The organism is Nitrobacter vulgaris, assembly GCF_031453995.1.
Lineage (GTDB): Bacteria > Pseudomonadota > Alphaproteobacteria > Rhizobiales > Xanthobacteraceae > Nitrobacter > Nitrobacter vulgaris.
The window spans coordinates 131,220-153,480 of the sequence record NZ_JAVDPZ010000002.1 but is presented as its reverse complement, the minus strand read 5'-3'; the positions used below and the strand labels follow the sequence as shown (position 1 = coordinate 153,480).

The 22,261-nt window shown below is 59.3% G+C and carries 20 protein-coding genes and 1 pseudogene; 10 read left to right on the top strand and 11 right to left on the bottom strand.

Going from position 1 to position 22,261, the window contains the following annotated elements:
* Positions 1 to 26: 26 nt before the first annotated feature.
* The 3 genes from GGQ85_RS01755 to GGQ85_RS01745 all read right to left on the bottom strand — a co-directional run bounded on the left by GGQ85_RS01755 (position 27) and on the right by GGQ85_RS01745 (position 3,140).
* Positions 27 to 1,349, bottom strand: a complete 1,323-nt coding sequence (locus GGQ85_RS01755) for a homoserine dehydrogenase (protein ID WP_079446790.1) — start codon at positions 1,347 to 1,349, stop codon at positions 27 to 29.
* A gap of 76 nt (positions 1,350 to 1,425) precedes the next feature.
* Entirely contained in the window at positions 1,426 to 2,643 is a 1,218-nt protein-coding gene (locus GGQ85_RS01750) for an LL-diaminopimelate aminotransferase (protein ID WP_079446791.1), read from the bottom strand.
* Positions 2,644 to 2,873: 230 nt separating this feature from the next.
* Positions 2,874 to 3,140 carry a hypothetical protein gene (locus GGQ85_RS01745; RefSeq protein ID WP_244553479.1) on the bottom strand — a complete coding sequence of 89 codons (267 nt, stop codon included), beginning with the start codon at positions 3,138 to 3,140 and terminating at the stop codon, positions 2,874 to 2,876.
* 330 nt (positions 3,141 to 3,470) lie between these two features.
* Here GGQ85_RS01745 and phaC point away from each other — a divergent pair, with 330 nt between their 5' ends.
* A complete protein-coding gene (gene phaC / locus GGQ85_RS01740; protein WP_079447017.1) occupies positions 3,471 to 5,276 on the top strand; it encodes a class I poly(R)-hydroxyalkanoic acid synthase in 1,806 nt (601 codons plus the stop codon).
* Between the two features lie 380 nt (positions 5,277 to 5,656).
* Here the strand turns inward: phaC and GGQ85_RS01735 are convergent, their stop codons facing one another.
* The 6 genes from GGQ85_RS01735 to GGQ85_RS01710 form a co-directional block, all read right to left on the bottom strand.
* Positions 5,657 to 8,191 (bottom strand): arylsulfatase, encoded by a 2,535-nt coding sequence (locus tag GGQ85_RS01735; RefSeq protein WP_309773077.1) that lies wholly within the window; start codon positions 8,189 to 8,191, stop codon positions 5,657 to 5,659.
* A gap of 292 nt (positions 8,192 to 8,483) precedes the next feature.
* Positions 8,484 to 8,915: a CBS domain-containing protein gene (locus GGQ85_RS01730; RefSeq protein ID WP_201789015.1), complete on the bottom strand. Its 432-nt coding sequence runs from the start codon at positions 8,913 to 8,915 to the stop codon at positions 8,484 to 8,486.
* 290 nt (positions 8,916 to 9,205) lie between these two features.
* Complete coding sequence (locus GGQ85_RS01725; protein ID WP_309773076.1) at positions 9,206 to 9,637, bottom strand: cupin domain-containing protein; 432 nt, start codon at positions 9,635 to 9,637, stop codon at positions 9,206 to 9,208.
* Between the two features lie 215 nt (positions 9,638 to 9,852).
* Complete coding sequence (locus GGQ85_RS01720; protein WP_079446795.1) at positions 9,853 to 10,044, bottom strand: hypothetical protein; 192 nt, start codon at positions 10,042 to 10,044, stop codon at positions 9,853 to 9,855.
* Positions 10,045 to 10,156: 112 nt separating this feature from the next.
* Positions 10,157 to 11,155: an N-acetyl-gamma-glutamyl-phosphate reductase gene (gene argC / locus GGQ85_RS01715; protein ID WP_309773073.1), complete on the bottom strand. Its 999-nt coding sequence runs from the start codon at positions 11,153 to 11,155 to the stop codon at positions 10,157 to 10,159.
* A 109-nt stretch (positions 11,156 to 11,264) separates the two neighbouring features.
* Positions 11,265 to 11,795 (bottom strand): DedA family protein, encoded by a 531-nt coding sequence (locus tag GGQ85_RS01710; RefSeq protein WP_079446797.1) that lies wholly within the window; start codon positions 11,793 to 11,795, stop codon positions 11,265 to 11,267.
* A 185-nt stretch (positions 11,796 to 11,980) separates the two neighbouring features.
* Between GGQ85_RS01710 and parE the strand changes: the two genes are divergently transcribed.
* Together parE and GGQ85_RS01700 are read left to right on the top strand one after the other, a co-directional pair.
* Complete coding sequence (parE, locus tag GGQ85_RS01705) at positions 11,981 to 14,038, top strand: DNA topoisomerase IV subunit B (protein WP_309773070.1); 2,058 nt, start codon at positions 11,981 to 11,983, stop codon at positions 14,036 to 14,038.
* A 93-nt stretch (positions 14,039 to 14,131) separates the two neighbouring features.
* Positions 14,132 to 14,536: a VOC family protein gene (locus tag GGQ85_RS01700; protein WP_309773068.1), complete on the top strand. Its 405-nt coding sequence runs from the start codon at positions 14,132 to 14,134 to the stop codon at positions 14,534 to 14,536.
* 90 nt (positions 14,537 to 14,626) lie between these two features.
* Here the strand turns inward: GGQ85_RS01700 and GGQ85_RS01695 are convergent, their stop codons facing one another.
* A complete protein-coding gene (locus tag GGQ85_RS01695) occupies positions 14,627 to 16,120 on the bottom strand; it encodes a caspase family protein (RefSeq protein WP_309773066.1) in 1,494 nt (497 codons plus the stop codon).
* Between the two features lie 538 nt (positions 16,121 to 16,658).
* On the opposite strand from GGQ85_RS01695, the gene GGQ85_RS01690 reads away from it, so the two are divergent.
* Both GGQ85_RS01690 and GGQ85_RS01685 read left to right on the top strand, forming a co-directional pair.
* Complete coding sequence (locus GGQ85_RS01690) at positions 16,659 to 18,110, top strand: DEAD/DEAH box helicase (RefSeq protein WP_309773064.1); 1,452 nt, start codon at positions 16,659 to 16,661, stop codon at positions 18,108 to 18,110.
* A 186-nt stretch (positions 18,111 to 18,296) separates the two neighbouring features.
* Positions 18,297 to 18,416 (top strand): annotated as a pseudogene (locus GGQ85_RS01685) (GGDEF domain-containing protein); the annotation flags it as partial.
* Between the two features lie 162 nt (positions 18,417 to 18,578).
* Here the strand turns inward: GGQ85_RS01685 and GGQ85_RS01680 are convergent.
* Positions 18,579 to 18,794 (bottom strand): hypothetical protein, encoded by a 216-nt coding sequence (locus GGQ85_RS01680; RefSeq protein ID WP_309773062.1) that lies wholly within the window; start codon positions 18,792 to 18,794, stop codon positions 18,579 to 18,581.
* A gap of 219 nt (positions 18,795 to 19,013) precedes the next feature.
* On the opposite strand from GGQ85_RS01680, the gene GGQ85_RS01675 reads away from it, so the two are divergent.
* The 5 genes from GGQ85_RS01675 to GGQ85_RS01660 all read left to right on the top strand — a co-directional run bounded on the left by GGQ85_RS01675 (position 19,014) and on the right by GGQ85_RS01660 (position 21,807).
* Positions 19,014 to 19,259: a helix-turn-helix domain-containing protein gene (locus GGQ85_RS01675; protein WP_309773060.1), complete on the top strand. Its 246-nt coding sequence runs from the start codon at positions 19,014 to 19,016 to the stop codon at positions 19,257 to 19,259.
* A gap of 39 nt (positions 19,260 to 19,298) precedes the next feature.
* Positions 19,299 to 19,565 (top strand): hypothetical protein, encoded by a 267-nt coding sequence (locus GGQ85_RS01670; protein WP_309773058.1) that lies wholly within the window; start codon positions 19,299 to 19,301, stop codon positions 19,563 to 19,565.
* A 165-nt stretch (positions 19,566 to 19,730) separates the two neighbouring features.
* Positions 19,731 to 20,042 carry a hypothetical protein gene (locus GGQ85_RS01665; protein ID WP_309773056.1) on the top strand — a complete coding sequence of 104 codons (312 nt, stop codon included), beginning with the start codon at positions 19,731 to 19,733 and terminating at the stop codon, positions 20,040 to 20,042.
* Positions 20,043 to 20,517: 475 nt separating this feature from the next.
* Positions 20,518 to 20,892 (top strand): Rap1a/Tai family immunity protein, encoded by a 375-nt coding sequence (locus GGQ85_RS20790; protein ID WP_374708833.1) that lies wholly within the window; start codon positions 20,518 to 20,520, stop codon positions 20,890 to 20,892.
* A gap of 612 nt (positions 20,893 to 21,504) precedes the next feature.
* Positions 21,505 to 21,807 (top strand): hypothetical protein, encoded by a 303-nt coding sequence (locus GGQ85_RS01660; RefSeq protein ID WP_309773054.1) that lies wholly within the window; start codon positions 21,505 to 21,507, stop codon positions 21,805 to 21,807.
* Positions 21,808 to 22,261: the final 454 nt, after the last annotated feature.

The following is a 22,261-nucleotide window of genomic DNA, read 5'->3' as shown; positions in this document are numbered from 1 at the left end:
CCCTGCGTCGGCACGAAAATCCTCGTTCAATTCTTCTCGATTCGTATGACCTGCGGGCGGCCCGTGATGACCTTGTCAGCCCGCACCGCATGGAGCGCGCGATGCACCGCATCCTCGTGGGTTGCATAGGTGATCAGGAGCACCGGAACCGGCGAAGTCGGCGTGTCGGATTCCTCGTCATCCAGCTTGCCGTTGGGATGACGCTGGACGATCGATTCGATTGAAATCTTCTGCTCGGCCAGCCGCGTGGCGATGGTCGCAGCGGTGCCGGCGAAATCGCGTGCCATCAGCCTGATGTAATAACCGCCCTCGTGGCGCTCCATCGGTGCCTTCTCGGTCGCGCGCAGCTTCGCCGTGGGACGGCCGAACGGCAAAGCCCGAATGCCGGACGCGACATCGGCGATATCTGCCACCACGGCGGACGCAGTCGCGGCTCCGCCGGCACCCGGACCGACAAGCGTGATCGGAGGGATGCCGTCGCCATCGATGGTCACCGCGTTGGTGACGCCCATGACCTGTGCGATAGACGACGTCTTCGGCACCATGGTCGGATGCACCCGCTGCTCGATGCCTTTTGAGGTTCGCACCGCGACCCCCAGCAGCTTGACCCGGTAGCCAAGTTCCTCAGCGGCGCGAAGATCCTCCGGCGCGATCGAGGAAATGCCTTCGACATAGACCGCGCTCTGCGCAACACGCGTGCCGAAAGCCAGGCTCGCCAGGATCGACAGCTTTTGCGCGGTGTCGTGCCCGTCCACATCGAACGACGGATCGGCTTCGGCATAGCCGAGACGCTGGGCGTCCTTCAGGCATTCGGCGAACGACAGGCCTTCCTTCTCCATCCGCGTCAGGATGTAGTTACAGGTGCCATTGAGAATGCCGTAGACGCGATTGATCGTGGTTCCCGCAAGCCCTTCGCGCAGCGTCTTGATGACGGGAATGGCGGCGCCGACCGCGGCTTCGTAGTTCAACGCGCCGTGGTGTTGTTCGGCGAGAGCGGCGAGCCGCAGACCGTGCTTGGCGATCAGCGCCTTGTTGGCCGTCACCACCGACTTGCCGGATTTCAGGGCCGCCTCGATCGCCGAGTGCGCCGGATCGCCTGAACCGCCCATCAGCTCAACGAAGCAGTCAATGCCGGGATCGTTCGCCAGCGCCAGCGCGTCCTTAGCCCATGCTATGTCGGTAAGGTCGACGTCGCGTTTCTTGGTTTTCGAGCGCGCTGCAACAGCGACGACGCGAACGCCGCGTCCGCAGCGTGCTGACAGCGCGCGGCTTTGCTGTTCTATCAGTCGGACGACGGCGGACCCGACAGTTCCGAGCCCCGCGATGCCCACTTTCAGTGGTGCGACCATAACAAACCTGCTGGAAAACCGGCGTGCAGGGCACGATCCGAGCGAAAGACCGGAAAGCCGTTCTCCGGACTGGCGCCTACCGCCGGTTGGCGAGAGGAACCACGTTGTGCAACGTTTCAATGCCGCTTTCAAGGAAGTGGCGAACGCCCCGTGCGGCCTGGCGAATTCTCTGCTCGTTTTCCACCATGGCGATGCGGACATAACCTTCGCCGTGCTCGCCGAAACCGACACCGGGCGAAACCACGACGCCCGATTTCTCAACCATCAGGGTCGAGAACTGCATGCTCCCGAGATCACGAAAACGTTCGGGCAGCGGCGCCCATGCGAACATGGAGGCCTGAGGTGGCGGAATCACCCATCCGGCACGGCCGAACGATTCAACCAGTATATCACGGCGCTTGCGATAGATCTCGCGCATCTCCCGGATGCAGGTGTCGGGGCCGTTCAGCGCCGCCGTGGCCGCCACCTGCACGGGCGTGAAAGCCCCGTAATCGAGGTAGGATTTGACACGCGCCAGCGCCGCGATGATGCGTTCGTTGCCGACCGCGAAACCGATGCGCCAGCCGGCCATCGAAAACGTCTTCGACATCGAGGTGAACTCCACGGTGACGTCGAAAGCGCCGGGCACCTGTAGCACCGAAGGCGGCGGGTTATCGTCGAAATAGACTTCGGAATAAGCGAGATCGGACAGAATGAAGATCTCGTGCTTCTTCGCGAACGCGACGAGATCCTTGTAGAAATCGAGACTCGCCACCTGTGCCGTCGGGTTCGACGGGTAGCAGACGATCAGCCCGATCGGTTTCGGAATGGAATGGATGATCGCGCGCTCGCAGGCGGCGAAAAAATCCGGCGTCGGCGACGACGGCACGGAGCGGATCACGCCGCCAGCCATCAAAAAGCCGAATGCATGAATCGGGTAGCTGGGGTTTGGACAGAGCACCACGTCGCCCGGCGCGGTGATTGCCTGAGCGACGTTCGCAAAACCTTCCTTGGAGCCGAGCGTCGCCACGATCTGCGTATCGGGATTGAGCTTCACGCCGAAGCGGCGGGCATAGTAACCCGCCTGAGCCTTCCGCAGGCCGGTGATGCCGCGCGAAGCTGAATAGCGGTCGGTCTTGGGTTTGCCGAGGGTTTCCTTGAGTTTTTCGATGACGTGGCGCGGCGTCGGCAAGTCCGGGTTGCCCATACCGAGGTCGATGATATCGGCTCCGGCGTTCCGTGCAGCCGCCTTGGCGCGATTGATCTGTTCGAACACGTAAGGCGGCAGACGGCGGATGCGATAAAACTCTTCCATAAGTCCTGGCTCCAGGCCGGATTGACGAGGCGATCGCCCATTGCCTCGATGAAGTCGACGAAGCTTCAGCAGAAAACGTGTGTATTCAAAAGCTTGGCATATTCAAGCGTTAGCTCGTCGACGTCGAGGTCTGACGTTTCAGGCGCAGCCTTCTGCTTGAATCATCTCTTTTAACACGGACACCCTGCTCTGCCATCACTTCGCGTGTTTTATAGCGTTTTCGAGCGAAGTTATCTGGGTTCCGAGCCGTGGTCCTGTGAGGCGTGAGCCTGGTGGTCGCGCGCGTCGATCAGTTCCTTTTCGACCCGCGCCTGCTCGGCACGATCCATCGCCGCATGATCTCTTGGGGCGGGAAGGTCATGCACCGCAGGATAGGATGATACGTCGTGGGACCGTTCCGCCGCACCCGACGGAGCCTCGAAAGGTAGATCGGCAATCGATGTGCAGCCTCCGAGCGCCTGCGACATCAACGCCAATGCGGCGGTGCAGGCGATCACGGGTCCCGCACGTCTGCTCGTCCGTCGTTGTGATGCTACCGTCACGCTGCTCACATCGTCCCGCCCAAGCTTGCGCCGGTAAATGTTTGTTTTATCAAACCTAATCGTAGGCGAGACCATTATGCTTCCGAAAATATTAAAACTTCGAAATCCAAGAAGGTGCGGCCATTTCAATCGAGTCATCACGGCCCATGTATGGCGGGATCAAGAAGTGTTGTCGCACGGCACCACATCGAATCAGGCAACAAGTCCCCAAGACTATGTCATGATCCAATGCCCGCCATTGGCAACCTGCGTGACGGAATGATGAACAAGCCCTCAGACGCGTCCATGAGCGAGGTATCCACCGATACCAAGCCGAAGACGGGGTTCGACTCCGACACCTTCGCGATGAATCTTGCGAATGCCATGCAAAACGGTGGCAGGGCGCTGGCCGCTTATCTTAAGGCTCGTGAGCACGACCAGACCCCCGACAACTCGCCGACCGAGTTCGCCGAGTTGATCAAGACCGTCAGCACGGTCTGTGAATACTGGCTGTCGGACCAGACCCGGGCCGTCGAATTACAGGCAAAGCTCGGCGCATCCTATATGGAGCTTTGGGGTTATGCCGCGCGCCGCCTGGCCGGCGAAGAGGTCAGGCCAGCCATCGAGCCGGAACCGCGCGACAAACGCTTCGCTGATCCGGAATGGCGGTCGAACCTGATCTTCGATTTCCTGATGCAGGCGTATCTGTTGACGACGAAATGGACGAACGAACTGGTTCGCGACGCCCAAGATCTCGATCCGCATACCCGCAAGAAGGCGGAATTCTACGTCACGCAGTTCACCAACGCCGTCGCGCCATCCAATTTCGTGATGACCAACCCCGAGGTGCTCCGCGAAACCTTCGCCTCCAACGCCGACAATCTGGCGCGCGGCATGAAGATGCTGGCGGAAGACATCGAGGCCGGTAGAGGCGCGCTGCGCATCCGCCAATCAGATTCCGCCGGGCTCGCGGTTGGCGTCAACCTGGCGACGACGCCGGGCAAAGTGATCTATCAGAACGAACTGATGCAACTGATCCAGTATTCGCCGAGCACCGAAAACGTGCTGCGGACGCCGCTGCTGATCGTGCCGCCATGGATCAACAAGTTCTACATCCTCGATCTCAAGCCGGAGAAATCATACATCAAGTGGTGTGTGGACCAGGGCATCACCGTGTTCGTGATATCCTGGGTTAATCCGGACGGACGGCTCGGGGAAAAGACCTTCGAGGACTACATGAAGGAAGGTCCGCTCGCCGCGATGGATGCCATCGAAAAGGCCACCGGAGAGACAAAGGTGCATACCGCCGGCTACTGCGTCGGCGGCACTCTGCTTGCCGCTACGCTGGCATGGCTTGCGAATAAGCGGCGGCCGCGCGTGAGGTCGGTGACCTTCTTCGCCGCTCAGGTGGACTTCACCCATGCCGGCGATCTGCTGATATTCGCTGACGAGGATCAGATCTCCGCGCTCGAACGCGACATGAAGCGGTCCGGCGTGCTGGAAGGCAGCAAGATGGCGATGACCTTCAACATGCTGCGCTCCAACGACCTGATCTGGTCCTACGTCGTCAGCAACTATCTCAAGGGCAAGGCACCACCCGCCTTCGATCTTCTGCACTGGAATTCAGATGCCACGCGGATGCCGGCGGCCAACCACTCCTTTTATCTGCGAAACTGTTATCTTGAGAATCGCCTTTCCACCGGCTCGATGGTGCTCGACAATACCTTGCTCGACCTTTCGAAGGTCAAGGTGCCCGTCTACAATCTCGCGACCCGCGACGATCACATCGCGCCGGCGGAATCGGTGTTGTACGGCTCGCGCTTTTTTGGCGGTCCGGTACGCTTCGTGCTGTCGGGATCGGGCCACATCGCAGGTGTGATCAATCCACCCGCGCGCGGCAAATACCAGTATTGGACCAACGACAAGCTCCGCAACAAGACTCTCGCCCAGTGGCTGAAGGGTGCGGAGGAACATAAGGGCTCGTGGTGGCCGGACTGGCTCGCATGGCTGCGAAATATCGACGGCAAGGAGATCGCGGCGCGCGAGGTCGGGGCCGGCGCGCTACCACCGATCGAGGATGCACCGGGCAGCTATGTCCGCGTGCGCTCGTGAGATACGCAGTTGATTTGATGCGCTTTCTTCACGCGAACCGGATTTTACTTCGCTCGAAAACGCTATAAGTCGCGGCTTTGCGGGCCACGCATCAAGAGAGCGGTCAATATGAGATGAAGGATGACTGCCAGCCACAGAAGGACGCCGTTCAATCCGCCTGCGAAACCGAGGTAAGCCAAATATAGGGGCGACGGCTCCGCTGTAGATCAACATGCCCGCGCGTGGCGGCCACCTTGGCCAGCAGGCTATCCCCAAGGCAATCAGCGCAGCGACACCGGAAAGCTGCTCGTCCAGCAACAACTGGTCCACCAGCGACGGGGCGATCAGCAGTGCCAATCCCGTTGCAGCTTCGCTGACGGCAGTGAACGCCAATGCGCCCTTCATTTCTTTCCAACGTTCGCGGATGGTTTTTGAGGCTTCGCCTCGCCAATGGAATCCGGCTCCGGCGCCGGCATTGGTCCGAGCTCTGCCTTGGCTTGCGCCGGATCCTTCAGCACTGGTCCGAGCTTGAACGTCAGCTTGTTGATCTTGCCCGTGAACTTGAACGGAGGATCGTAGCGATACTCGAGCATCGCGACACCGGTGCGGGTGTCCTGGCCGACGTCGAAGGTCTCGTCCTCCGAGAACCCGACAGGCGTGCCGTGTTCAATGGGTTTTCGGTCTACTTCCTTGCCGTCAACTGAAAGTACGCCCGTGCCGCCCGTTCCCAATCCCGGCCCATCGGGCTTGAAGTCGAAAACGATGGTGTGCTTGCCCGCGCTCAACTCCGGTCCCGACCAGATCGTGCGCTTCAGGTTGAGAAGGTTATAGAGGAACACAGGCTTGCCCCGCCGAAAGCCCGCCACACCCTTGCTCAGAAACAGCCCGTAGCCGCCGAAACGTCCGCCTTCGGTGACGATCATGCCTTCAGCGCCGCCCTCGGGAATCTCGATCTCGGCGGTGATGGTATAGGACTTGTTGAGGATGCTCGGCGCAGCGCTTGCCGGCACACCGGTCAGTCCGCCCGAATAGGTGAATACCGTCTGCCCTGCAGTCAGGCTTGGACGCGGCGTATTCCAACGCGCGAGCGTCGTGTTATCGAGCGGCAGCACGTTGTACTTCTTCGCCTCGACATCGAAGATAGCTTGCAGTTCCTTGACTTTGTCCGGCATCTCGGCGGCCAGATCATTAAACTGGGTAGGGTCTTCCTGGACGTTATAAAGCTCCCACTTGTATCCCGTGATCACATCCGGTGGAGGCGCGCTGCTTAGCTTCCATGGAAGCGTCATCGGTGTCGTGGCCGCAACCCATCCATCGTGATAGATGGCGCGATTCCCGAGCATCTCGAAATATTGAGTCGTGTGCGTCGTCTTGGCGTCGGCGTTAGCGCTGTCCCATGTGTACGCCATACTCACCCCTTCCATAGGGCTCTGTTTGAAACCGTCGATCGTCTCAGGTTGCGAAATGCCGGTCGCTTCGAGGATGGTTGGAGCGATGTCGATGACATGATGGAATTGGCGACGGATAGCTCCGGCATCGTTGATATGGCCAGGCCAGGACATGACGATGCCTTGGGCGGTCCCACCAAAATGCGACGACACTTGCTTGACCCACTTGAATGGAGTGTCCATCGCCCAGGCCCACGGCGCAGCAAAATGCGGGAAAGTCTTGTCCGAGCCCCAGAATGGGTACCAGAGGTACTGAGCCTTTACCGGCACCGTGACACCATTGAAGGTCGTGAACTCGTTGGGCGTACCGTTGATCATGCCTTCGGCGCTCGCGCCGTTGTCACCGCCGATATAGATGATCAAGGTGTTGTTCATCTCTCCGAGATCTTCGATGGCCTGGATGACGCGGCCGATCTCATGGTCTGCGTAAGCGAGGTAAGCCCCATAGACATCGGCCTGCTTGATGAAGAGTTTCTTCTCCAGCAAACCGAGCGAGTCCCATTGCGGCAATTCCTTCGGCCACGGCGTCAGCTTGGCATTTTCCGGCATAATGCCCAGGCGTTTCTGGTTGGCGAAGATTTTCTCGCGCACTTTGTTCCAGCCGTCATCGAACAGGTGCATACCGCCGATCTTCTCGATCCACTCCGGTGTCGGATGATGTGGCGCGTGGGTTGCGCCTGGCACGTAATAGACAAAGAACGGCTTGTCGGGCGCAATCTCCTTGAGTTGCTTGATGTGCTGGATGGCTTCGTCGGCCATGGCGGTTTCCAGATTCCAGCTGGGATTGCCCTGGAAAGGATAGATAGCCGTGGTGTTGCGGAACAGGTTCGGCTGCCACTGGCTGGCGTCACCGCCGACAAAGCCATAAAAGTACTCAAATCCCATGCCGTTAGGCCATTGATTGAAAGGCCCTGCCTGGCTCGACTGGAACGAGGGTGTGTTGTGGTCCTTGCCGAACCACGAGGTCGCGTACCCGTTCGCTTTCAGGATAGTGCCGATGGTGCTCTTCTCGATCGGAATGATCGAGTCGTAACCTGGGAATCCCGTCGATATTTCACCGACCACTCCGAAGCCGACCGAATGATGATTGCGGCCGGTGATAAGGGCCGCCCGAGTCGGTGAGCACAGCGAAGTGGAATGGAAATTGGTATACCGCAGGCCCTGTGCAGCGATGCGATCCATTGCGGGCGTGGGAATAACACCGCCGAAGGTGCTCGGTGCTCCGAAACCCTGGTCGTCCGTCATGATGAGCAACACGTTGGGAGCGCCCTTCGGCGGCACGACACGGGGCGCCCACCAGGCGGTTGACTCCGAGGCCTTCTCCTTGATCATCCCGCCGAATGCTGGCGGGGGCGGTGGAATCTGCTTCCCGTCGATGGTGGTCGTGGCACCGGGTGAACCTGGAACACCCGTGACCTGCTGAGCAAATGCCGAGACAGAACTCAGGACGAAAAGACTCGCGCCTGCAAGCAAACTACTGAGTTTCATTGAATGCCTCCGCGGCTCAAAAAAAAGAAAGCCTGAATGCACCCAACTTGCCGATGTTGACTTGGATCAAAGCACAAATTGAGGAGGGATCAGCGCCAGCCGCCGATCGAGGATGCGCCGGACAGCTACGTCGCGTGCGCTCGTGAGATGACCCGCTTGCGCCCGATGGGCCACCAATGGCAGGCATCCCAAGGTGCGCGCGAGCATGCACGCCAAGCCCAAGCGAGTGGGCCCTCGTTCAAATTGGAACAAGATCAAACACGGGCACGCTTGTGAGACGATGCTTAAGGCGTCAACGCGAGATGCTGTAGGCATCACGTAGGACGTTCGCCTCCAGCTCCAGCTCCTCCAGCCGATACTTGATTACATCGCCGATGCTGACGATGCCGGCTAGCTTGCCGCCATGAACTACCGGCAAGTGTCGCACGCGTTGGTGCGTCATCAGTTTCATCACGCGAGTGACGCTTTCGTCCGGGGACACGGTGGTCACACCGTGCTGCATGATTTCCTTCACACGCATCGACCCGGCTGCCTCGCCGTAGCGAAAAAATGCGTCAACGATTTCACGTTCGGAAATGAGGCCAAGAATTGCGTTTCCACTCGTCACCACGAGCGCGCCTATATTTTTTGCGCGGAGCCAGCCCGCCGCGCTCTTGATATTGGCTTCCGGACCTATTGTTGTGACGTCAGGGCCCTTCCGCCTCAGAATGCTTTCGATGGACATAGCTTCCTCCATCGTGCGGCTCAACGCCTATCGCATTGATTTTGCGTGGCAGGGCCGGTCACGCTCCCCGGATTGGGATGCATTGACCTAATATACCATATTGGCGGGAAGCAGTCAGCATCTGGTATCGTGGAACCGATCAATCGTTGTCTAACTGATGCGTGATCGGTTCGGGTCAAAAGCGCCGCTTTGATCGCCCGCTCGCCGCTTCCGGTCTGCCCCGAGGAACGGAGATTTCAGAGTTGGACAGCAGTCCCAAAGGGCGAACAGCAGAAGCACGAATTTATGACTTACGACGCTGTCGCGCCCGGCTTCTGCGCCAATATTGCATCAAGGTCTGGTAGCAGGACGATGCCGTCCTGATCGCTACCGGATGAATGCACGACAAGCCACTTGCACGGCGCTCCGCTCTCATTGGATGGAGCATGCGGGACATCCTCAGGCATATAGACTTGGTCCTCAGCCTTGACGACGAGACGATGCTCAAGTGTGTCGCCATAGTAGACGGCGCATTCACCTTCCAAAAGGTAAGCAATCGTCTCGATGCCCTTGTGGTAATGGACCTTTGCCTTGGCACCCGGAGGCATGGGCAGCACATTCAAACAGACCTGCTTTGCTCCAGCCGTCTCCTTCGATACGCCGGCTCCGTAGGTAAAGCCCTGCTTGCCGACATAGGTCTTGCCGGGCTGGATCACTCTCACCGCGTCTGATGATCCTGGCATTTGCAATCTCCCACAAACAAACCGACCGGACGTAACTTACCACAGAATTCGAAACCATTCGCACGCACGCCGGATGGACTAGCTGGAAGCATTTCTGAACCGCTCAAATGACTGCTTCTCGTCATTTGCGACCGGGTCGGGTCAGCCAACGCGGGTTGCTGCCTTCCGAAAGATCGAAAGAGTAGCCATTAGATTGCATGGTGCCGAAGGGAACGCTAACCGCCTAGCTTCTGCATCACTGCGTCGACGTTCTCGTCGATCGTGAACGTCGGATTTTGAGGATTTGCCGTGTGAATCCACGTTTGCGTTCGGTCTGCTGAAGTCGGGGTAACCGCGATGATATGAGTCACGTTGACGAAGATTTCATGGCTGGTGGCGGCGTCGGTGAACTTGACGAATTTGTTCATTGAGATTTCCTGGCTTTGTGATCAGCGATACTGCGGAACCCGCAGCGGCTCATAATAGCGCTCTGGAAAGTGCGGCTGAAATATCTGGCGTTCGTCACTCCTCACGGCGCTTCTAATCCGTCCCCTCATCCTTCAGCCCGAGCATCAGCCGCATGTTCTGCACCGCCGCGCCGGATGCGCCCTTGCCGAGATTGTCGAGCCGCGCGACCAGGACGGCCTGCCGGTGCTTGTCGCTGGCGAAGACATGAAGCTCGAGCCTGTTGCTGCCGTTCAGCGACTCCGGCTCGATCCGCCCGCTTTTCGCAGCAGCGCTGTCCAGTGGTATCACCGAAACATAGGTGCTGCCTGCGTACCGCTTCGCCAGCGCTGCATGGAGTGTCGCGCCATCGGGTTGTCCCGGCAACGTATCGAGATGCAGCGGGATCGACACCAGCATACCCTGCCGATAATCGCCGACCGACGGTGCGAAAATCGGCCGTCGCGTCAGGTTCGCGTATTTCTGCGTTTCCGGCAGGTGCTTGTGCTCGAAGCCGAGTCCATAGAGTTCGAATGCCGGTGCGGTTCCCTTCTCGAAACTCTCGATCATCGATTTGCCGCCGCCGGAATAGCCGCTCACCGCATTGATGGTGACGGGATAGTCCCGTGGGATCAGGCCGGCATCGGTCAGTGGCCGTAGCAACGCAATCGATCCGGTCGGATAGCAGCCGGGGTTCGCAACCTTGCGCGCCGCCTTGATCCTGTCCGCCTGATCCGGCGTCAGTTCCGGAAAGCCGTAGGTCCAGTCCGGCGCGACGCGGAAGGCGGTCGAGGCGTCCAGGACTTTCGGCGCGTCAGCACCCATGTCGTCGATCAATGCGACAGTTTCCTTCGCCGCGTCGTCGGGCAAACAGAGGATGACCAGATCAACTTCCGCCATAAGCGCGCGCTTCGCAGCCGGATCCTTCCGCTTGTCCTCAGGGAGGCTCCTGGCATTGACGTCGCCTTGCCGATCAAGCCGTTGACGGATTTCGAGGCCAGTCGTTCCCGAGGCGCCATCGACGAACACTGTCGGTCTGCTCGCCTTATCGCCGCTTGAAGCGGTGCTTTTCATCCTGGTGTCTGCGCCGGTCATGACATTATCCTAGCATTCGCGAGCGCGCTCGCGTCTGCGGCTTGTAACTCAGTTGTGGTGGTTGCGCGACAGCCGGTTCTCCGTTCGTCAGAGCGGAGGCTGCTGAGACTCAGATCGCGCTCCAGACCCATTCGACGGTCCGTGAAATCAGGTCGCCGAACAGCAGCAGCACCGCCGACCAGATCAGCGCTGATGTCCAGTTAGCGAACTGAAATCGCAAGGACGGCATTTCGAAAATGCCTGCGGCGAGTGGCACGGTGGCGCGCAGCGGTCCAAAGAACCGCCCGATATAAATCGATGGGACACCCCATTTCTCAACCAAGGCCACGCCTCGGGGCAGAAGGCCCGGATGCCGCGACAGCGGCCAGATCGAAGCGACCCGTTCCTTGAAGGTGAAGCCGATCCAATAGGACAGCCAGTCGCCGAGCGCCGCGCCGACCGCCCCAGCTACCCACACCGGCCAGAAATTGATCTGACCAGGCCCCATCATCGCGCCGATGGCCACCAACACGCCCCACGCCGGGACCAGCAGCGAGATGAAGGCGAGCGATTCGCCGAAAGCAAGCACCAGAACGACAGCGGCAGCCCAAACCTGATGATCGCGCACGAAGTCGACCAGGCTACGTGCGACGTCTTCCATTCCACAGCGCCTCTCGCCAAATCTCAATGCGGCCAGGAAACCTCTTCCCCGCCAAACCCGCCACAGGTAAGCCACCCCCGTCCGGCGACTTCAAGTCACAAAGACGCGGACGGCACGAAACCACCATGGCATAGTCGGCGTAGCCGATTCCTTCATACGCAGCCGTACGCAGTATCTGAATAATTATGGCCAAATCACTGAAATCGAACGTTAATAAGAAGAAGCCTGACGATCTTTTCGCGGCTTCGGACGTCAAGGGTCGCGTCCCCGCCCGAGCTTCAACACCCGTATCGGGAGCTGAGGCCGGCTACACCGCCGCTGACATCGAGGTGCTCGAGGGGCTTGAGCCGGTCCGCCGCCGTCCCGGAATGTACATCGGCGGGACTGACGAGAAGGCGCTGCACCACCTGTTCGCGGAGGTGATCGACAACGCCATGGACGAGGCGTTGGCCGGCCACGCGACCTTTATCGTCGTCGAACTGACCGCCGACGGATTCCTTACCGTCACCGACAACGGGCGCGGCATTCCGATCGACCCACACCCCAAGTTCCCAAAGAAGTCTGCACTCGAAGTCATCATGTGCACGCTGCATTCGGGCGGCAAGTTCGACTCCAAGGTTTACGAGACCTCCGGCGGCCTGCACGGTGTCGGCGTCTCCGTGGTCAACGCCCTCTCCTCGCTCCTTGAGGTGGAAGTGGCGCGCAGCCAAAATCTGTACAAGATGACCTTCGAGCGCGGTCACCCTCGGGGCAAGCTCGAAGACCTTGGCAGGATAGCCAACCGCCGCGGCACCACCATCCGCTTCAAGCCGGACACCGAAATTTTTGGTGCAAAGGCCGCGTTCAAGCCGCAGCGCCTGTTCAAAATGACGCGCTCGAAGGCGTACCTGTTCGGCGGTGTTGAAATCCGCTGGCGTTGCGCGCCGGAGCTGCTCAAGGGCCTCGATGACGTCCCGGCAGAAGCGACCTTTCACTTCCCCGGCGGCCTGAAAGACTATCTCGCCGCCGCGATCCACAAGGACACCCTGGTTCATCCCGACATCTTCTCGGGCAAGTCCGGCCGCAACGGCGCACACGGCGCTTGCGAATGGGCGGTGGCGTGGACCGCGGACGCCGACGGCTTCCTGTCCTCCTACTGCAACACGGTGCCGACACCTGACGGCGGTACCCACGAGTCCGGTTTACGCAGCGCGCTGCTGCGTGGACTGAGGGATCATGCCGAACGTGTCGGCCTCGGCAAGCGCGCCGCGCCAATCACCTCTGAAGATGTGATGGTCGGGGCGGCCGTGATGCTGAGCGTGTTCGTGCGTGAACCGGAGTTTCAGGGCCAGACCAAGGACCGCCTTGCCACCGCCGAAGCCTCGCGGATCGTCGAGCAGGCGATCAAGGATCCGTTCGATCATTGGTTGTCCGGCAATCCGGTGCAGGCCAACAAGCTGCTCGATTTTGTGATCGAGCGCGCGGACGAACGGTTGCGCCGTCGTGCGGAGAAGGAAACCTCGCGCAAGAGCGCAGTGAAGAAGCTGCGCCTGCCCGGCAAGCTTGCCGACTGCACCAACACCGCGACCGAAGGTTCGGAACTGTTCATCGTCGAAGGCGACTCGGCCGGCGGCAGCGCTAAGCAGGCGCGCGATCGCAAGACGCAGGCCGTGCTTCCTCTACGCGGCAAAATCCTCAACGTGGCATCGGCGACCAAAGACAAGGTCGTCGCTAACGCTCAATTGGCTGACTTAATCCAGGCGCTGGGCTGTGGCACTGGGACCAATTATCGCGAGGAGGACTTGCGCTATTCGCGGGTCATCATCATGACGGACGCCGACGTCGATGGAGCCCACATCGCTTCGCTGCTGATCACGTTCTTCTACAGGCAGATGCCGCATCTGATCGACGAGGGTCACCTTTACCTCGCGGTGCCGCCACTCTATCGCCTGACTCACGGTAGCAAGACGATCTACGCCCGCGACGACGCCCACAAGGATGCGCTGCTCAAGAGCGAGTTCAACGCCAACGCCAAGGTCGATGTCGGCCGCTTCAAAGGGCTCGGCGAGATGATGCCGGCGCAGCTCAAGGAAACCACCATGGACCCGGCAAAGCGCGCAATGTTGCGCGTGATGCTGCTGGCGGACGATCGCGAGGATACGGCGGATTCGGTCGAGCGTTTGATGGGCACCAAGGCGGAGGCGCGCTTCGCCTTCATCTCCGACAAGGCGGAATTCGCCAGCGAGGATATGCTGGACGTTTAAGCATTATCACGGGGTACGCTAAGTAGTTGACTAGATTCCAGCGGCAAGTTGCGGTCTTATTCAGGGAGACCTCAACTGCAAGGAGGCTAGGCAATGAGTTCACCCGTGATTCCCGCGATGCGTTATCGTGATCCACACAAAATGATCGATTGGCTGTGCGATACCTTCGGCTTTATCCGCAAAGCCGTCCATGACGATGGCAACGGCGGTGTTGTCCATGCCGAACTGTCGCTAGGCGATGGCATGATCATGCTGGGCTCGGCGCGCGACGACGATTTCGCCAAGGTTCAGAAGCCGGCCACGACCAATCACCTGGTGACTCAGAGTGCTTACATCGTGGTGCCGGATGCCGACTCCGTTTATGCCAGGGCCAAGGCCAACGGCGCCATCATCGTTCTCGAGATTTCCGACAAGGACTATGGAGGGCGCGACTTCACCTGCCGCGATCCTGAGGGCCAAGTCTGGAGCATTGGCACTTATAATCCGTGGGTTAATTGACGGCCGGAGACCGGGCTCGATCCTCTTGTGAGGTCGGAAGCCATGCGCCGCGCCGCTATGACAGTCGGCTGAGTCCTTCGAGTCGAGAAATCAGCGACGGAAACTTTTGATCTCCGATACGCTACCGTCGCGATAGGTCAATTCAACCGATATGGTTTTCGTTGCAGGCGAAAGCTTCAAATATGGCGTGGCGTCATGCGGAATTGCGACGGGATCAAGCGGATCGCAGGGCGGCATCTTGAGCGCTCGATCCGGCACCGACGAGTCGATTCCGATCCTCACCTCGCGGATCGCGCAGCGATATGACATCAGGTGGGTGTAATAGACGAGTAGCCCATTAAACTGACGAAACGACAACCAACTCGTGGCAGTCATGTCGAGGATTTTCCGCTGATCGCGGATCAATGCCGCATCCGGATCGAACCGGATCGGAAAGGGTCCCTGCACTTCGCCGTTGGCATCGACATAGCGCATCTGGATTGTCGCGGCCGGCGCGTCGGCGGCAAGCTCGATCGCGGGATTTGGCATGCGCTTTCGGGTTCGTGGATCGAGCGTATCGAGAAAGCCGGTTTCCTTGAACTCGCCGCTGTCACCCATGCGCCAGGAAATCCCGAGCGCGGGATCGGCGATCGAGAACACGACGGTCCACCCGCCGTTGTGGCGCGAGAAATTTGCAATCGGCGCGTTGACCGCTTCGTTGGATGGCGGCTTGAGCGGTGCGACAGGTAGCGCTGCAACCTTCTGGGCAGGCTCGGCGTGCGACGACGGCGGCTCCGCTTTGGCAGGACCGTTCAGAAAGACATCGTCGACCATCTGATCGAAATAGACCGGCACTTGCTTGTGCCGCACCGTCTCGGCCATTTCGCTGACGGTGCGGCGGGTCCGCTGCGCCACCTGCACCATGGTCTCTCCGGGCTGCACCAATTCCTTCGCGAAGATGCGGGTGAATACCGAGTTCGGATTGCTATCGCTGTCCGACAGGCGATCGAGCGCCGTCTGGCGGGGGCCGGCCGAAAACACCGAGAACACGCCTTCCGGTAGTTCGGTCATCGGTGCGAGTCCTGCGCCGCCGGCAACCGCGCGCGTGCCCTTGCGCTCGAACGGATTGTTGCGGCAGGCATCGAACACCAAAACCGACGTGCGGGCCTTCCTGTTCTGCAACCTCTCAACGATGCGGTCGGCGAGGATCGAAGCGTCACGGACTAGTTCCTCCTGCCCTTCGGTGGCGGCCGGAACATCGGTCGGTAGCAGATAATTCTGGCCGGCGATTTCGAAGCCGTGACCGGCGTAGAAGAAGAACGCGGTGTCGCCGGCCTCGATCTGCTGATCAAACGCCAGCAGCGTCTGGCTGAATGCCTGACGGGTCTGGTTTTCCGCCACCATCACGCTGAAGCCGAGTTGCCTCAACGCGTCACCCATGGTTCGGGCATCGTTGACGGCCTTCTGAAGTTTCGAAACGTTCCTGTAGTCGTTGTTGCCGATCACGAGTGCGACACGCTTTGCGGCCAGCGCAGGGCTTGCGAGCATCAGGAATGCGGATGCAATGCCCAACAGCGCCGCGCGTTCGACCGAAATGCCCCTCATTCCAACTTTTCCATATCCCGTGTTTCAGCGATCACCGCGCGCAAATTGGATTATGCCATAGTCGGCCAAATATCGACCGCGGTTCATCCCGGCTGCCGGCTGCTTTGCTGACCGGAGAAGCCCCACCCGCTGAGAATCCCTGTCCGAATCAGACAAAAACATTAGGGTTTTTCGGCATTTCGCCATTTCCGCATTGACTTTGGCTGGTTCGTCCCTATGTTCCGGCCAACGCGGCCCGGGACCCGAACACGATTTCCCGGTGAGCCGCCCGTCAGCGTAAGTCAGAGCCCCCTTCGCTTTTAAGAGCACGCCGTTAAGGGGTTGAGCGCGACAGCCTTTTGCCTTCGATTCCGAACGGCGGTTTCGGCGAGCGTCCTGAATACGAAGTTCGCCCTGCATGGACGCGGGTGACGAGCGAGCTTCGTATTCGAGAGGACGCTCGAAAACGAAGTATGCTAGTGCGGTTTGGTTCAGAGGTTCTCTTGATGAATCTGCCGCACTTCTGAAGAGAACTTCTGAACACCGCACTAGAGGCTCAATGTCTTTTTCTCATCTCGGTTTGTCCGACAAGGTGCTCGCCGCTGTTGCGGCCGCAGGTTATACCTCCCCTACCCCCATTCAGGACCAGGCTATACCCCACGTGCTGGCGCGTCGCGATGTCCTTGGCATCGCTCAGACCGGCACCGGCAAGACCGCCGCCTTCGTCCTGCCCATGCTTACATTGCTGGAGAAGGGCCGTGCCCGGGCGCGAATGCCCCGCACGCTGATCCTCGAGCCGACACGCGAACTCGCCGCTCAGGTGAAGGAGCAGTTCGACAAGTATGGCGCCGGCCAGAAACTCAACGTGGCGCTCCTGATCGGCGGCGTTTCCTTCGGCGATCAGGATTTGAAGCTGACTCGCGGCGTCGATGTGCTGATCGCAACTCCGGGCCGCCTGCTCGATCACACCGAACGCGGCGGCCTGCTGCTCACGGGCGTCGAACTATTGGTGATCGATGAAGCCGACCGGATGCTGGATATGGGTTTCATTCCCGACATCGAACGCATCTGCAAGCTGGTGCCGTTCACCCGGCAGACCCTCTTCTTCACTGCGACGATGCCGAACGAGATCCGTCGCGTCACGGATGCCTTTCTGCATAATCCCGAAAAGATCGAAGTCTCCAGGCCCGCAACCACGGCGGCGACCGTGACGCAATCGCAGGTCAGTTGCAGCCGCGAACCGCACGAGAAGCGTGAGCTGCTGCGCCACCTGTTGCGCGAAGCCAAGGAACTCAAGAACGCAATCATCTTTTGCAACCGCAAACGCGACGTCGCCATCGTTTATAAGTCGCTCCAGAAACATGGCTTCAGCGTCGGCGCCCTTCACGGCGATATGGATCAGTCGGCGCGAACCGCTTCACTTGATCAATTCCGCAAGGGTGAACTGCCGCTGCTTGTCGCCTCTGACGTAGCTGCCCGCGGTCTCGACATTCCCGAAGTCAGCCACGTCCTCAACTTCGATGTCCCCCACCATCCCGACGATTACGTCCATCGTATCGGCCGCACCGGCCGCGCTGGTCGCGCCGGCACCGCAATCACGATCGTCTGTCCCGCGGATTTCAAATCACTCGCAGCCATCGAGAAGCTGACCGGTCAAGCTATACCCAAGGCAGACCTTCCCGGCTATGATGCCGGCGCGAACGAAGCAGTCGCGGAAGCCGGTGCCAACGGAGCGGCTGCAGGAAAGCCTTCTCGATCCCGCCAGGCACACGACAAGGGCGGCGAGAGTCATGCACGCGGCGGAAAGCGCGAAGCCCGCAAACCGCGCCGTTCCAGTGGGGATCGCCAGAGGCACGAGGCCCCTGCCGCGACGGCCGCAGCATCCATAGCCGCGCCGTCGCCGCCTTCAATCGGACGCGCACCCGCACCGCGCCGGGAAGCGATCTCCGAGCCGGGAGACCATTCACACCTGCCGGCGTTTTTGCTCCGCCCGATCCGCGCCCGCGGCTAAGCCTTTCGGCCGGCGCGGTTCTTCACCGGCCGGCTCGTTGAAAACACCGTTTACCGCGCGTAAACCCCCTGCTGCTATCTTTAACCAATATTCTACGTTTATATTTTTTGTCGTTTTGAGGCGACGATTGCACAAATCGTCGGCGGGGCCGCATCAGTGGTTGAGCTTGACGAACATGAACGCACCATGGCGTTCGCCGAGGTGGCGCTCGGCCAGATCCGATCGTTGCGGCAGACCGCGGTCCCACGCAACTACGAAATCTGGTACGTCTACGCTGCCGGATATAATCGCTCCCTCAGCAGGATCGACTTTTGCGGCTTAAGCCATTGATTTTACGGCTCAATTATGAACAACTAAAGCGGGTTCCCCGCTATTCCTCCCCGCTTTTGGAAGGCGCGGCCCGCCAAAGATCTATTGGCTGGGCCGCGGAGGTAGAAGGCCCTGGTTGAGGGGCGAGCTTTGGGGTGGCTACTCCGCTGCTTGCTTGAATCTGACCTTCCGGTGATTGGACGGGTCCTGATCGAACTCGCGCCTCACCGTCCTGATGTCTTCGCTAAGCCGTTCGGTGACCCATCGCGTCTCGGTAATCGCATTCATTGCGTACCATCCGTCCTCGCCAGGAGCGTGACCAAGATCCGACACGATATCGAAGGCGTGGTTGAGTCGATCGATCAGTAAATCCATCCCCGTCGTCAGTTCGCACATCCTGTCAGCAAATGACGGGGTGTGGCGGTGGTGGCTTTGTTATCGGCGGATCCTGCTTCAATCATATTTCTTACCCCTTCAGCCCCCGCGACAGCCGCGGTGAGGGGCAATGTATGCGCATAAGACCTAAAAAGAGTCAAACGAATCTTTTACGATCACAAGCATGATTTATTAAGCGGCTCGGCGTATAGTTCCGGAATGAGCAATTTCACCGCAGCCCAGTGTCGAGCAGGCAGAGCGCTCCTTGACTGGAATCAAGCCGAACTATCCAAAAGAGCTAATGTGGCACTGTCCACCGTTCGTCGATTTGAGAATGGCGCGCACCAACCCATCGCCAATAACCTGGCAGCCATCCGCGCCGCGCTCGAATCTGCCGGAGTGATCTTTCTGGATGATGGGAAGTCGGTGAATGGCGGGCCTGGTGTGAGGTTGGCGAGACGCTAACCCCTACCCCGCGCGCGACGCTTACGTTATTCTGCGGCCATGTCCGATGAAGTTCCCGAAATTGAAAAATCGCCGCTGAGCGGCGTCGTGACTCGCGAAGGCGTGACCGTGCGGGTCGAAATTTATCGGCTCGTTGAAGGAGACGAAAGCTGGACGCTCGAAGTGACCGATCACGAGGGTGGATCGACTGTGTGGGAGGATCGATTTGCCACCGACCAAGATGCCTATGACGAATTTTATCGGGTGCTCGAAACTGATGGCATCGGTTCCTTTTTAAAACAGCAGCCGGGATCGACAAAACACTAGGCCGAGTGGCGCCCCCGCCAAGACGACCTGCTCGGCCGGCCAGAAGCGATAAGGCGGTTGGTGGAGTTAGGACTAAAAATTAAGAAATGAGCGCCGAGGTGAACCTGACTGAAGCCATGGCTCCGCTCCTCGGGTAACTGAATTTGGCGATAGGCGGAAGAAACTATGTGGGAGCAAATTCGCGCCCAGTCTGGCGTATTGCGGATTAAACCTCTGAAAGGCGCCGATCTCGATCCTGCTTTGGTGGACCGCATGATGGCACACGCGAAGCAGTTGATATCGGACGGCAAGCTGCACCGCGACAAAGACATCACCATCGCAGTCGAGGAGCTTCAGCCCAACACGACCGAGATGGTCGACGCATTCATCATTGTGGCGAGCCATGTAGCTCACAACTTCGGCTCGAAAAACCTTCTGACAGTGGTTAGGCTTCGGGAATGGGCGGAGAGGAATCGCGGGCCGATTATGGTGCCCTAGTCCATTCCGTCATCTCATGAAATAGCCGCCCATCCCGACAGCAGCAGCGCAAGATGGGAGATTACTATGACCGATCGCTACTGCGTAACCGCCGTCCGCAAAAGCCAAGGCGTCTTCATAGATGAAGGTCGATACCCGGATAAGACCACCGCTCTCGTAAAGCTTGCGTTGCTCGGCGAGGATCCTGACTGCTTGATTGCTGAAGTAACAGAATGCCTCGACAGTTCGTCTCTGCAAAGGATGACAGTGGTCGCGCAGTCCGAAAGACTCCACGGAGAATGGCTCCGCATTGAAGGTGAGCTACGAATCCGCACAAAGGGCGGCGAGGCCGAGGCTATACTGAGAGATAGGCGTAACACCTAACCGACGCGCCGCTCTCGCCGCGCAAACAAGACGACCTCCCCGGCCGGCCGGAAGCGATTCGGAGGCTCGTAGAAAAAGCCCTTTCAAAAAAATAACACGCGCTGGAAGCCTGATGAACCGCCCTACCCGCAACACCCTGCTCGGATGCGTTTTGTGCCTTGTTCTGGCTGGTTTCTTTGCTTGTTCCGCGAAGGCGGAAGAGGATTATGGGAGCGCAAACTTCCTTTTGCCTCACTGCCACCATGCCTTATCAGACAACAGCCGCTTTGACGTTTGGGACGGTAAGTGCAGCGGAATTGTCAACGCGGCCATCTATTTTAGTAAGGTATTGCCTCCATCCATCAGATTTTGTGCGCCGGATGAGGCTACTAACGAACAGGTGCTGCGCGTTGTCGTGAATTACTTGGATAGACACCCTGAGGTCCTCCATCTGGACTTTCGGGCTTTGGTAATAAAGGCGTTGCATGAAGCGTGGCCCTGTCGCTAACCGCCACGCCACAGGGGATCGAAACCCTCGCCGGAGCAACGCATGTTGAACAACTCGGAAGAGTACAGGGAGAACGCCCGCAACTGCGGTGAGCTCGCCGATGAGGCGAAGGATTTGCCGTCAAAGAACCGCTACAGGCGAATGCAGGATGCTTGGCTAGCACTTGCCGAGGAGCAAGACTGGCTAGATGGTCAGGTTACCCGTAGATAATCCCCGCCGGGTCTAGATTGAGAGGAACGGGGCATCATCCACAAAACGGGGGCCTGGTGTTAGACTGAGGGATAGGGAAGCGTGACGCCCGAACGCAGGTACCGGGATTCCGGCTATGACCCAACGAAAACCCTAGCGAAAGAAGCCAGCATCCTCCTTACGATATTGGACTGGCAAGCCGAAGCGAGACATCACGATAAAGACCATCCTCGTTCATTGCGTCGGCGACGTTAACGGCGGGGTGTGCGGGCATAACTCGATACTTCGAATCGCTGACTTGCCGGACTGGGACTGGTCGGACATCAGCGCGCACTTGCGATGTACGGTGTGTGGGGCGGTTGGTTGGGTCGATACCCGCCCGAACTGGAGCGATGTAATCGATTTTACGAGGCCGAGCTCGGGATGGTGAACTGGTCCCACCGTTTCCAAGACCCCATCCCGATGCCAGACGGCGGCACCATTCGCACCATTGGAGAGGCGGCCGAGTATGCGACCAGCCTGCCCGCCAAGGTCGGGAAAACCGAGCCCTGGCAATGCGCAGCGAAGGTGCTTCAGGAAGCCGCAGAGCACGGCGGCCCGTTCGTGTTCATGGCGCGGATCAATTTCTATCGAGCCGTGTACGGCGACACTCCACCGCCGATCGGCAACCCAAAAAGCAAGAAGAGCCATACGTGGCGCAAACGGAGGCTGGCGCGGGATCGGTGAACGAAAAGCCCTCCACTTTGTAACGCAACGTGAAGGGAACCAGACGCCCACATTTCGATTTAATTGGCGTGAAGATTTAAATCGCGGTATTTTTAAATTTTAACGCGCGGATAATTGAATCGGTCCTTCAAAAACTTGGAGCAAAATCAATGAAGACGGCGCTCAAGATGTTGTCCGCGGCAGCCTTCGCTGTCATCATTGCCACTCCTGCTCTCGCTTGCAACGGTCGGGGCAATTGCGAAAACGCTCCCGGCCAAAACAAGCCTGGTCGTGTGCACGGAGCGCCTGGACCGATCGCCGGCGCGGCTGGCCTTCCGATTCTCGCCGTCGGTTATGGTGTCTATTGGCTGGTACGGCGTCGTCGCGTAGCACGAGACGGTGCGAGAGAAAATTCACTCGTTTAAGAACGGCGCTTTTCTAGAGAGTTGGGCGCAATTGCTGGCTTAGCGGCCGG

Excerpts from the sequence above, each read along its gene's own strand:
- argC (WP_309773073.1), bottom strand. The coding sequence starts at position 11,155 with ATGACCGGCGCAGACACCAGGATGAAAAGCACCGCTTCAAGCGGCGAT.
- parE (WP_309773070.1), top strand. The coding sequence starts at position 11,981 with ATGGCCAAATCACTGAAATCGAACGTTAATAAGAAGAAGCCTGACGAT.
- GGQ85_RS01660 (WP_309773054.1), top strand. The coding sequence starts at position 21,505 with ATGGTGAACTGGTCCCACCGTTTCCAAGACCCCATCCCGATGCCAGAC.
- GGQ85_RS01700 (WP_309773068.1), top strand. The coding sequence starts at position 14,132 with ATGAGTTCACCCGTGATTCCCGCGATGCGTTATCGTGATCCACACAAA.
- GGQ85_RS01680 (WP_309773062.1), bottom strand. The coding sequence starts at position 18,794 with ATGGATTTACTGATCGATCGACTCAACCACGCCTTCGATATCGTGTCG.
- GGQ85_RS20790 (WP_374708833.1), top strand. The coding sequence starts at position 20,518 with ATGAACCGCCCTACCCGCAACACCCTGCTCGGATGCGTTTTGTGCCTT.
- GGQ85_RS01755 (WP_079446790.1), bottom strand. The coding sequence starts at position 1,349 with ATGGTCGCACCACTGAAAGTGGGCATCGCGGGGCTCGGAACTGTCGGG.
- GGQ85_RS01675 (WP_309773060.1), top strand. The coding sequence starts at position 19,014 with ATGAGCAATTTCACCGCAGCCCAGTGTCGAGCAGGCAGAGCGCTCCTT.
- GGQ85_RS01710 (WP_079446797.1), bottom strand. The coding sequence starts at position 11,795 with ATGGAAGACGTCGCACGTAGCCTGGTCGACTTCGTGCGCGATCATCAG.
- GGQ85_RS01665 (WP_309773056.1), top strand. The coding sequence starts at position 19,731 with ATGTGGGAGCAAATTCGCGCCCAGTCTGGCGTATTGCGGATTAAACCT.
- GGQ85_RS01670 (WP_309773058.1), top strand. The coding sequence starts at position 19,299 with ATGTCCGATGAAGTTCCCGAAATTGAAAAATCGCCGCTGAGCGGCGTC.
- phaC (WP_079447017.1), top strand. The coding sequence starts at position 3,471 with ATGAGCGAGGTATCCACCGATACCAAGCCGAAGACGGGGTTCGACTCC.
- GGQ85_RS01735 (WP_309773077.1), bottom strand. The coding sequence starts at position 8,191 with ATGAAACTCAGTAGTTTGCTTGCAGGCGCGAGTCTTTTCGTCCTGAGT.
- GGQ85_RS01690 (WP_309773064.1), top strand. The coding sequence starts at position 16,659 with ATGTCTTTTTCTCATCTCGGTTTGTCCGACAAGGTGCTCGCCGCTGTT.
- GGQ85_RS01695 (WP_309773066.1), bottom strand. The coding sequence starts at position 16,120 with ATGAGGGGCATTTCGGTCGAACGCGCGGCGCTGTTGGGCATTGCATCC.
- GGQ85_RS01720 (WP_079446795.1), bottom strand. The coding sequence starts at position 10,044 with ATGAACAAATTCGTCAAGTTCACCGACGCCGCCACCAGCCATGAAATC.
- GGQ85_RS01725 (WP_309773076.1), bottom strand. The coding sequence starts at position 9,637 with ATGCCAGGATCATCAGACGCGGTGAGAGTGATCCAGCCCGGCAAGACC.
- GGQ85_RS01750 (WP_079446791.1), bottom strand. The coding sequence starts at position 2,643 with ATGGAAGAGTTTTATCGCATCCGCCGTCTGCCGCCTTACGTGTTCGAA.
- GGQ85_RS01730 (WP_201789015.1), bottom strand. The coding sequence starts at position 8,915 with ATGTCCATCGAAAGCATTCTGAGGCGGAAGGGCCCTGACGTCACAACA.